The organism is Chitinophaga sp., from assembly GCF_036566945.1.
Classification (GTDB): domain Bacteria; phylum Bacteroidota; class Bacteroidia; order Chitinophagales; family Chitinophagaceae; genus Chitinophaga.
This window is the reverse complement of sequence record NZ_DATCVJ010000802.1, coordinates 1-9,259: the sequence shown is the minus strand read 5'-3', so window position 1 is coordinate 9,259 and position 9,259 is coordinate 1. Positions and strand designations below refer to the sequence as shown.

At 45.9% G+C, this 9,259-nt stretch carries 8 protein-coding genes; all 8 read left to right on the top strand.

All coding sequences use genetic code 11. The annotated features are described in order from the left end of the window. On the top strand, window positions 1-513 hold a 513-nt coding region (locus VIP81_RS24370), incomplete at its 5' end, for a DNA-binding response regulator (RefSeq protein ID WP_331967481.1). A 131-nt stretch (window positions 514-644) separates the two neighbouring features. Next, a complete protein-coding gene (locus VIP81_RS24365; protein WP_331967479.1) occupies window positions 645-830 on the top strand; it encodes a hypothetical protein in 186 nt (61 codons plus the stop codon). Window positions 831-876: 46 nt separating this feature from the next. Next, window positions 877-1,251 carry a response regulator gene (locus VIP81_RS24360; protein WP_331967477.1) on the top strand — a complete coding sequence of 125 codons (375 nt, stop codon included), beginning with the start codon at window positions 877-879 and terminating at the stop codon, window positions 1,249-1,251. Between the two features lie 90 nt (window positions 1,252-1,341). Next, on the top strand, window positions 1,342-4,530 hold the full coding sequence (locus VIP81_RS24355) for a lantibiotic dehydratase (protein ID WP_331967475.1): 3,189 nt from the start codon (window positions 1,342-1,344) through the stop codon (window positions 4,528-4,530). A gap of 152 nt (window positions 4,531-4,682) precedes the next feature. Then, complete coding sequence (locus tag VIP81_RS24350) at window positions 4,683-5,957, top strand: PQQ-dependent sugar dehydrogenase (protein ID WP_331967473.1); 1,275 nt, start codon at window positions 4,683-4,685, stop codon at window positions 5,955-5,957. Between the two features lie 6 nt (window positions 5,958-5,963). Beyond that, the gene (locus VIP81_RS24345) at window positions 5,964-6,386 is read left to right on the top strand and encodes a c-type cytochrome (protein WP_331967471.1); all 423 of its coding nucleotides are present in this window, start codon (window positions 5,964-5,966) and stop codon (window positions 6,384-6,386) included. Window positions 6,387-6,466: 80 nt separating this feature from the next. After that, complete coding sequence (locus VIP81_RS24340) at window positions 6,467-8,278, top strand: ABC transporter ATP-binding protein (protein WP_331967469.1); 1,812 nt, start codon at window positions 6,467-6,469, stop codon at window positions 8,276-8,278. A gap of 243 nt (window positions 8,279-8,521) precedes the next feature. Beyond that, the coding region (locus VIP81_RS24335) for an HAD-IB family phosphatase (protein ID WP_331967467.1) at window positions 8,522-9,259 on the top strand (738 nt) is incomplete at its 3' end.

Below are 9,259 nucleotides of genomic sequence, written 5' to 3'. Positions count from 1 at the left end.
AAAGACCATGCCATTGCAGGTTTTGAACTGGATGCGGTAGATTACCTGGTAAAGCCGATTTCATTTGAACGTTTTCTGAAAGCAGTCAATAAAGTCCGTAATCATATTCAGCAGCGGCAGCAACAACAACAGCAACAGAGCATTAATATAGAGCCTGTGAAGCCTAAGGTTAGCCCTTCTAATCATCTTTTTGTAAAGGATAATAATAAGTTAACCAAAATTCTTTTCGATGATATTTACTATGTGGAAGGGATGAAAGACTATATTAAAATTGTTTGCAAAGACAAAAGTATCATTACCTACATGCGTATGAAAGTAATGGAAGATGTACTTCCAGCTGATCAGTTTATGCGCATCCACAAATCTTACATTATACGGTTACAGTCCATCAAATCCATTATGGGCAACACCGTAGAAGTGGTCAACGGACAAACCGTTATTATCTCCAAGTCATCCCGGCAGGATCTGAAACGTTTACTTGGCATTGCCAACTATAATGATGAGGATGAATAACTAACACATGGCGGAATAGGGACAGTTCGTCGAAAATAATTGTAGTTACGTCTAATAAAGTATGCCATTTAATGGCTATGGGCGAGCTTCGATGGTTGATATTAGTCATCAATCATTCTTAAAATTATTTTATGCTGAAAACTAATATGTCTGTGAACAATCGCCTCATGTTGATGTTAGAGAAAGAAATAATTTCAAAAGCTGATGTTTCGACGATTGAGAATATGCGTGCTTCTGATAAATCAAGAGTAGGAATGGAATCAAGTTTCCCCACCCTTCCCACTACAGGCGCTGTACCGCCTCTTTCAGAAGCATAATTCGCTTGGTGTTATTATTCCTAATTGTTTAACCCCACGGTATAAGATGCAATACAGATGTGCCATAGTAGATGACGAGCCTCTGGCAATAGACATACTGGAAAGCTATATCCAAAGAACTTCCTATTTGAAACTTGTAAAAAAGTCCTCAGAATTAGATACAATTGAACATCTGATCGCTGAAAGAAAAGTGGACGTTGTTTTTCTGGATGTTAATCTAAGAGGAAATACAAGAGATATTATAGCGCAGTTCCTTAAAAAGGACTGCGTTTTTATTCTGGTGACCGCTTATTCCAGTCGCGAAGTGGAGTCCCTTTGCTGGAAAGAAAGGCAAGGATATCTTGGAAAACCTGCGAGCTACAAGAAATTTGTAGACGAAATGGAAAGAGTAATTCCCGCTGTTAAAATAGCCGTGACCTGAGATCGTAAAATCCTTTTATCTTTATTTAAGCATGCTGATCGGAATGCGAGCGCTTTCCTGCTAAACTAAGTGTGTTTAAATGATATGTCCTTGCTAGCTACTTGCGGCTTCTATCTGCTTAGGATGCCGCTGTTGTCGTGTGAAGAACTGCTGCTGCTGCATTGCAGAAGCAATAACAAGTCTGCGTCTTTTATAGCGGCTATCCGGGAAATGTATGCCCGCCCCTTGCTACAGGAAGCTGTTTTTCTGGCCAGTCCTGCGCTGTATGCTGAAATGATGAAATGGCTGGCGCAGCCTGATAGTCAACTTAAGTTACCACTTGCGCTGTACCGCTACCTCCTTAGAATGGGTGCCCGCTGCACACCATACGGATTATTTGCCGGTTGTGCCACCGGGCGTATTGGCACCCACCCATCTGCATTTTCGGCGCCAGCAGCCAATAGCCGGCATAAGGTAGCCCGTTTGGATATGGAATACCTTTCCGAGCTGATGAATGAGCTGGTGCAATTGCCGGAACTCCGGCAGCAGCTGCGCTTTTATCCTAACAACAGCCGTTATCAGAACGGACATTCCTTCCGCTATTTTGAGTACCAGTTAAGGGATAAAAAGAGATATTATTTTCTCAGTGCTTTTACACAAAACGAATATATCAATACTGTATTAACAGCCGCTGCTGCAGGCGCCCGTATAGAGCAGCTGTTGGCAGAATTAGTAAAACTGGATGTTGCGCTGGAAGAAGCCCACACTTTTATCGAATCTCTGATCACGCACCAGATCCTGGTAGCCGGCTTAACACCCGCCATCACGGGTGAAGATGGTTTATCTGCGTTGATGGCCGGATTACGCGCATGTGAGCAACCACCGGCGGTCCTGACCGCCCTGCAGCGTATACAGCATCTGTTGCACCAGCCATCAGAAGGGGTAAAGCCTTACCTTGAAATTAAAACACTGCTAACAGAAAATTTCCCGGCCATCACTGCCAAAGATCCGGTGCAGGTAGACTTGTTCTTTCCCACCGTCACTGCCGATCTTTCCAGTGAGGTGACGGACCGGCTGCTGCAACGACTGGAGAAGCTCGCTGTATTAGGTACGCGTGGCATTCCAACCGACCTGCAAACCTTTAAGCAGCAATTCCTGCAACAATATGATCAAAGGGAAATTCCCCTGATGATGGCGCTGGACAGCGAATCTGGTATTGGCTATGGGATTGTATCGGGAGATGATTCCAGCTATACCCCGCTGATTGACGACCTGGTGATGCCAGCCGGCAAAAACAAAGACATGCTTCACTGGAATGCACAAACGAAATTTGTGTGGCAACAATTCCTGCTGGCGCAACAACAGCAGGCTACTGTTATCCACATTACGGATGCAGACCTGGACGAACTGACGGCCGCAGTGGATGCGCCGGTATTACCTCCTTTTCTGTCTGTATTAGGCTCCCTGCTGGCCCCCGATGCTGCTGCGCTGGATCGGGGAGACTTTCAGTTATTACTGAAGTCGTGCAATGGACCTAATGCGCTGGCACTACTGGGCCGCTTTGCCGCCGGTGATCCTGCGTTGCAGGCCAGGCTGAAGACGTTTGCGCAAATGGAGCAGGCACTGGAAAAAGATCGCATTCTGGCGGAAGTAGTGCATTTGCCGGAAGGTCGCACCGGCAATGTATTACTACGGCCACAGCTATACGATTATGAAATACCTTTTCTCGGAAAGGGTGGCGTGGCAGATGATTTTCTGTTGCCTGTCAGCGACCTGTATGTAGCAGTGCGGGACAACAGCGTGGTATTGCGCTCCGCGCGGCTAAACAGGGAAGTGCTGCCGCGGCTTACCAGCGCACATAATTTCAGCAGGGGATTATCTGCCTACAAATTTTTATGTGACCTGCAGCAGCAGCAGTCATTATCTATTCACTGGAACTGGGGCCACCTCACAGAACAATCTTTTCTGCCACGGGTAGTATACCGGGAGATTATACTGGAAAGGGCCAGGTGGTATATTCCTCACCATACTTTCGCTGCACTGTTGCGCGACCATTCTCCGGAAGCTGCGCTGCAGCTGCTGAAAACACAATATCGCCTACCCGATCTGGTGTTATTGTCTGAAGGAGATAATGACCTGTTGATAGACCTGAACAATGTATTTGCGGGGATGCTTTTAATCAATAAACTGAAGAAAGGTAATGTGGTGTTATACGAGCAGTTGTTTAACAAGGATACGCGTTTGCTGGCCAATGAAAGCGGCTTTTTTTGTAATGAAGTGATTATTCCAATTTGTAACACGGGGTATAAGAGAGCCGAGAGGATGTTCTCCCGGGACGCGGAGTTGGCTGGAGGAGCGCAGGGATTACCGGGGACACCCGGCGCAGGGGAAGTACCCGCGAGTTCGGGGAGACCTGTAAAATCCGGATTACCGGCATCACCCCCTATAAAACGAAGCTTCCCACCGGGCAGCGAATGGTTGTATGTAAAAATTTACTGTGGTCCAAAATGGATGGATAAGCTGTTGCTGACTGAGTTGCTGCCACTGATAAATCAGCTGCAGGAGGCAGGGTTAACAGATCACTGGTTCTTTATCCGTTTTCAGGATCCGGATCACCATCTCCGGGTCCGTTTTCATTTACCGCATTACCGCGATAGCAGCGGTGAGGTGATGCAGCGATTGCAGGAGGTGTTATCGGCTTACCTGGAAAGTGATATTGTACAAAAGATACAGTTCGACACGTATATAAGGGAATTGGAGCGGTATGGACCGGCTATGATGAGCCTGAGCGAGCAATTCTTTTTTCACGACAGCGTGGCGGTTGTTCGCCTGTTGTCCGGCATAGCAGCCTCGGAATCGCGGGAACGGTGGTTACTGGCGCTGAAAGGGGCGGATGAACTGCTGCGTGATTTTGGCTGTACACCTTTGATGAAGTTACAATTACTCGGGGAGCTGCAACAACAATTTTTTGCAGAGCATCATGGAGATGCTGCGCTGTTATTACAATTGAATAATAAGTACCGGCAACATACACGGTTGATTGCTTCCGTATTGGATGATAACGGAAATGACTATACGCTTCCGGTGTCTTCTTCCGAAATACTGCATGCACGGGGCGCAGCAATGAGGGCGTTGGCGGGCAAAATCACCGCCGTTCACGCGTCTGCAGCGATGGAGCTGCTGCCACATTATCTGCATATGTTTCTGAACAGGATGTTCAGTGCCAACGCCCGGTTGCAGGAGTTGGTAGTGTATCATTACCTGATGAAGTACTATACGTCAAAGGTGGTGAGAGGCTGAGGCCTGACAGCTGCCAGCATCCGGTCAGCTTATTTCCGGCGACGATCCGCCGCTGTCGCCATTTATCCAATATTTGCGGATTAAATAAAAACCTTATTATTTTTACAGCCGGAGATTTGAAAACCCGCTTATTTCATTGAAAATATAATAGTATGAAAACGAAAATAATTTTGCTGGGATGCTTGTCAGTCATGACTTTATTGTCTGCACGCAGTTTGCCACATAATGGCGACAGTACGGTGCTACGCCATCGGGTGGCCGTTAATCCGGCGGATCCCGGATTGAAGCTGCCAGCAGGTTTTAAAGCCCAGGTAGTGGCAGAAAATCTTGGTGCAGCCCGCCATATTGCTGTAACGCCGCAGGGAGACCTGTATGTAAAAATCCAATCTTCCAAACCCGGTAAAGCCATTGCAGTAGTACATAATGGCGTGGCCAAATCTTTTGGTACCTACCGTGGTACCGGTATGGTGATCAAAGGAGATTATCTGTATACTTCCTCAGATGAAGAAGTATTCCGTTATAAGCTGAATGATAAATCGGAGATCATCAACATGGACAAGCCTGAGAAGATCGTGACCGGCTTAATTAACCGTCATCAGCATGAAGCGAAAGCATTGACCCTGGACAACGACGGTAATATCTATGTAAACATTGGCGCCTATTCCAATTCCTGCCAGGTACAGGACAGAGCAAAAGGTTCCAAAGGCATAGAAGGCTGTCCTATACTGGATTCTGCGGGAGGCATCTGGCAGTTTAAAGCGGATAAGCTGAACCAGACTTATGGCGACGGCGTTCGTTATGCTACGGGTTTACGTAATGTAGTAGGACTGGATTGGAACGCATCGCTCAACCAGTTATTTGTGATGCAGCATGGCAGAGATGGTTTGTTTGATATGTTTCCCGAACATTATAGCCTGGAACAAGGAAATGAATTACCCGCAGAGTGCATGTATGCGCTGAAGCAGGGAGACAATGCAGGCTGGCCGTATATCTATTATGATGGATCTAAGCATCAGAAGATACTTGCCCCTGAATATGGTGGCGATGGTAGTAAAACAGGCGGAGAAAATGCGATAGACCCTGTGATCGCATTTCCTGCGCATATGGCGCCCAACGGGTTGTTGTTCTATACCGGCAATCAGTTTCCGGAAAGATATAAGAACGGCGCCTTTGTTGCCTTTCATGGTTCCTGGAACCGGCAGAAAGGACAAAAAGGATATTTTGTAGCCTTCGTTCCGTTTAAGAATGGCAAGCCTGTTGGCGAGTGGGAAGTATTTGCAGATGATTTTGCGGGTGTCCCCAATATTCAATCGCCGGGTCAGGCGCAGCACCGCCCTTGCGGACTAGCACAGGGGCCTGATGGCTCTTTGTATGTAACCGATGATGTAAAAGGAACCGTATATAAAATCAGCTATAGCGGTAAATAATATTGTATGAAGAAAGTTCTGATCATAGGTGTTGCACTCTGTGCAACACTTTCTTTTTTATCGGCGCAAACAAAAGCTCCGAAGAAGCCTGGCATCGGGCAGTCTGTTAGCCGCGGCAAAAAGGTGTATGAGCAATACTGCCTGACTTGTCACCAGGTAGATGGCAGCGGTGTGCCACACCTGAATCCGCCGTTGATAAAAACTTCTTTTGTATTGGGCAACAAAACCAAACTGGTACAAATTGTTTTGAAAGGCATGCAGGCGTCTGAGCCGATAGATGACGAATATTATTCCAATAATATGCCGCCGCATAATTTCCTGAAAGATGAGGAAATAGCAGATGTGCTCACCTATGTGCGGAATAATTTTGGTAATAAGGCCGCAGCGGTTACTGTTGCAGAAGTGAAGACTATCCGGGCGAAGAACTAGTAGTTAATAGGTAGAAGCTGCACCTGCTTTTTGTTAAACGACAGCCGTAGGTCTGCCTGTTTTTTCGTATATTTTAGCATATGAAAATTCTCTGGAACTACTTAAAGCCTCACAAGTGGCTGGTCGTATGGTCTTTGTTGCTGGCAGGTATCAGTCAGATCCTGGTGATGACAGATCCGTTGATATTCGGAAAAATCATCGATGATTATGCCGGCAAAACGGGGAGTAAGGCCGAACCGGAATTAGTGAAGGGAGTACTGGTCTGGTTAGGGATTGCCGTTGTTATAGCTTTGCTGGCGCGACTGGCCAAATCTTTCCAGGAATATGTATTGCGATTGGTGGTGCAGAAATTTGGGATGCAGGTATTCAATGATGGCCTGAAACAAACGCTCCGCTTATCGTTTGAAGAATATGAAGAACAACGAAGTGGGGAAACGCTGGCTGTATTACAAAAAGTAAGAACAGATACCGAACGTTTTATTACGGCATTTATCAACATCCTGTTTACTTCTGTGGTGGGAATGGGATTTTTAATCTGGTATGCGATTACCAAACATTGGGCGCTGATACCGGTGTTTGTGGTAGGCATTATTTTTCTCGGAGGACTTACGGGGTTGCTCAGCAAGAAAATGAAAACGGTGCAACGGGCTATTAACCGGGAAACCCTGCAATTATCCGGTGCTATTACAGAGTCGTTGCGCAACATAGAGCTGGTCAAAAGTCTGGGTCTTACCTTCCCGGAAATAAGGCGTTTAAAAACATTTACCAAAGAAATATATGACCTGGAAATGGAGAAAACCAGGCAGGTGAGAACGCTTTCCTTTTTGCAGGGCACTACGCTCAACGTGTTAAAACAGTCTATCCTGTTTATTTTGCTCTGGCTCATTTTCCGCAATATTTTAACGACCGGTGAGCTGATCACCATGCAGTTTATTACCACGGCTATATTTGTGCCGTTACAGGATCTGGGCAACATTATTATTCAGTACCGGGAGGCAGAAGCTTCTTTATATTTATTTCATCACCTGATGCAACGGCCTGTGGAAGAGCGTCCGCTCGAGCCGGTAGAGATAGGCGACTTGCAGCAGTTGCGATTTGAGGACGTGGTGTTCCGGCATAAAACGGCTACCTCCAATGCGTTGGATGGGATTTCTTTTTCTGTGGAAACCGGTGATACGATTGCTTTTGTGGGGCCTTCCGGATCGGGGAAATCTACCCTGGTAAAATTATTGGTGGGTTTGTATAAGCCGGTATCGGGAGAAATATATTACAATGATGTGCCCACTGCTGATATCAGGTTTAATGCGTTGAGAAGACAGATCGGGTTTGTAACACAGGACACACAGTTATTTGCCGGCACTATCAAAGAAAATTTGTTGTTTGTAAAATCGGATGCCACTGATGAAGAGGTGCTGGAAGCGCTGAGAAAGGCTTCCTGTACGGCTTTGCTGGCTAGGTCCGGCAAAGGCATTTATACGAAGCTGGGGGAAGGCGGGGTGAAATTATCCGGCGGAGAAAAGCAACGGATTTCTATTGCCCGTGCGCTGATCCGGCGGCCGCGCTTACTCATTTTTGATGAAGCTACTTCCGCATTGGATTCTATTACTGAAGAAGCGATTACAGATACGGTGAGAAGCATTTCCGCGCTGCGGGAGCAGATCACGGTATTGATTGCGCATCGCTTGTCGACTATTATGCATGCGGATAGAATCATTGTGTTGGAGAAAGGAAAGATCGCCGAAACAGGTACGCATGAAGAACTGGTAGAACACAAAGGGCTTTATTACGCCATGTGGCGGCAGCAGATTGGTGAAAGAAGATCGGATGAATTAATCGCCAGAGAGAAAGAGGAAGCCGGGGAACCGGATGAAACGGAGTGGGATACGCTATAGCAGGTGGACCCGGGCTACAGACGTTATCCATAAAGTTATCATCTCCCAAGGGTGAAATTAAATTAGTAAAATAAATATATATATAGCCTGTCCCGAAAAGAAACACTTATAATACAGCTCCTGTTCATCGGGATCTTCGGGAAGCCATCACTCCGGAAACGAAAGATTGTCTTTTAAATCCTATTTAAACTTATATTTTTGTGCTCCAATTAGCGCAACAGCAGGCTATTTAAAAACAAATCCGTGAGTAAAAAATATTATATTATTGATTTCGACAGCACCTTTACGCAGGTGGAAGCATTAGATGAACTGGCGCGCATTTCCTTGCAGGAGCACCCGGACAGGGAGCAGATTTATAAAAAAATTGAAGACCTGACCAATCTGGCGATGGAGGGCAAATTGTCTTTCAGGGAAAGTCTGGCGGCAAGAGTGCAGTTACTGGAAGCTAACAAAGATCACCTGAAGCAGCTGGTGAAACATTTAAAAAAGCAGGTATCCACGTCTTTTTCAAGAAATAAGAATTTTTTCAAACATCATGCAGATGATGTGCTGATCGTGTCTGGCGGATTCAAAGAGTTTATTACCCCGGTGGTATTACCTTTTCATATCAAAAAGGAAAACATTTACGCGAATACTTTTGTGTTTAATGAAGGGGGGAAAATAGTGGGCTATGATGAAAACAATCCGTTGTCGAATGAAGGTGGTAAAGTGAAGCTGCTACGCGAACTGCAGCTGCAGGGCGAAATACATGGTATCGGTGATGGATATTCTGATTTTCAGTTGAAGGAATTTGGGATGATCAAGAAGTTCTATGCGTTTACAGAAAATATAGAACGTAAGTCGGTGACGGAAAAAGCAGATCATATTACACCTAGCCTGGATGAATTCCTGTATGTGAATAACCTGCCTTCGGCTATTTCTTACCCAAAAAACCGTATTCAATGCCTTGTGATTGGTGATGTGCCGGATGTGGCGGTGAAA

Coding starts and splice junctions, on each gene's coding strand:
- VIP81_RS24360 (WP_331967477.1), top strand. CDS start 877: ATGCAATACAGATGTGCCATAGTAGATGACGAGCCTCTGGCAATAGAC.
- VIP81_RS24365 (WP_331967479.1), top strand. CDS start 645: ATGCTGAAAACTAATATGTCTGTGAACAATCGCCTCATGTTGATGTTA.
- VIP81_RS24350 (WP_331967473.1), top strand. CDS start 4,683: ATGAAAACGAAAATAATTTTGCTGGGATGCTTGTCAGTCATGACTTTA.
- VIP81_RS24345 (WP_331967471.1), top strand. CDS start 5,964: ATGAAGAAAGTTCTGATCATAGGTGTTGCACTCTGTGCAACACTTTCT.
- VIP81_RS24340 (WP_331967469.1), top strand. CDS start 6,467: ATGAAAATTCTCTGGAACTACTTAAAGCCTCACAAGTGGCTGGTCGTA.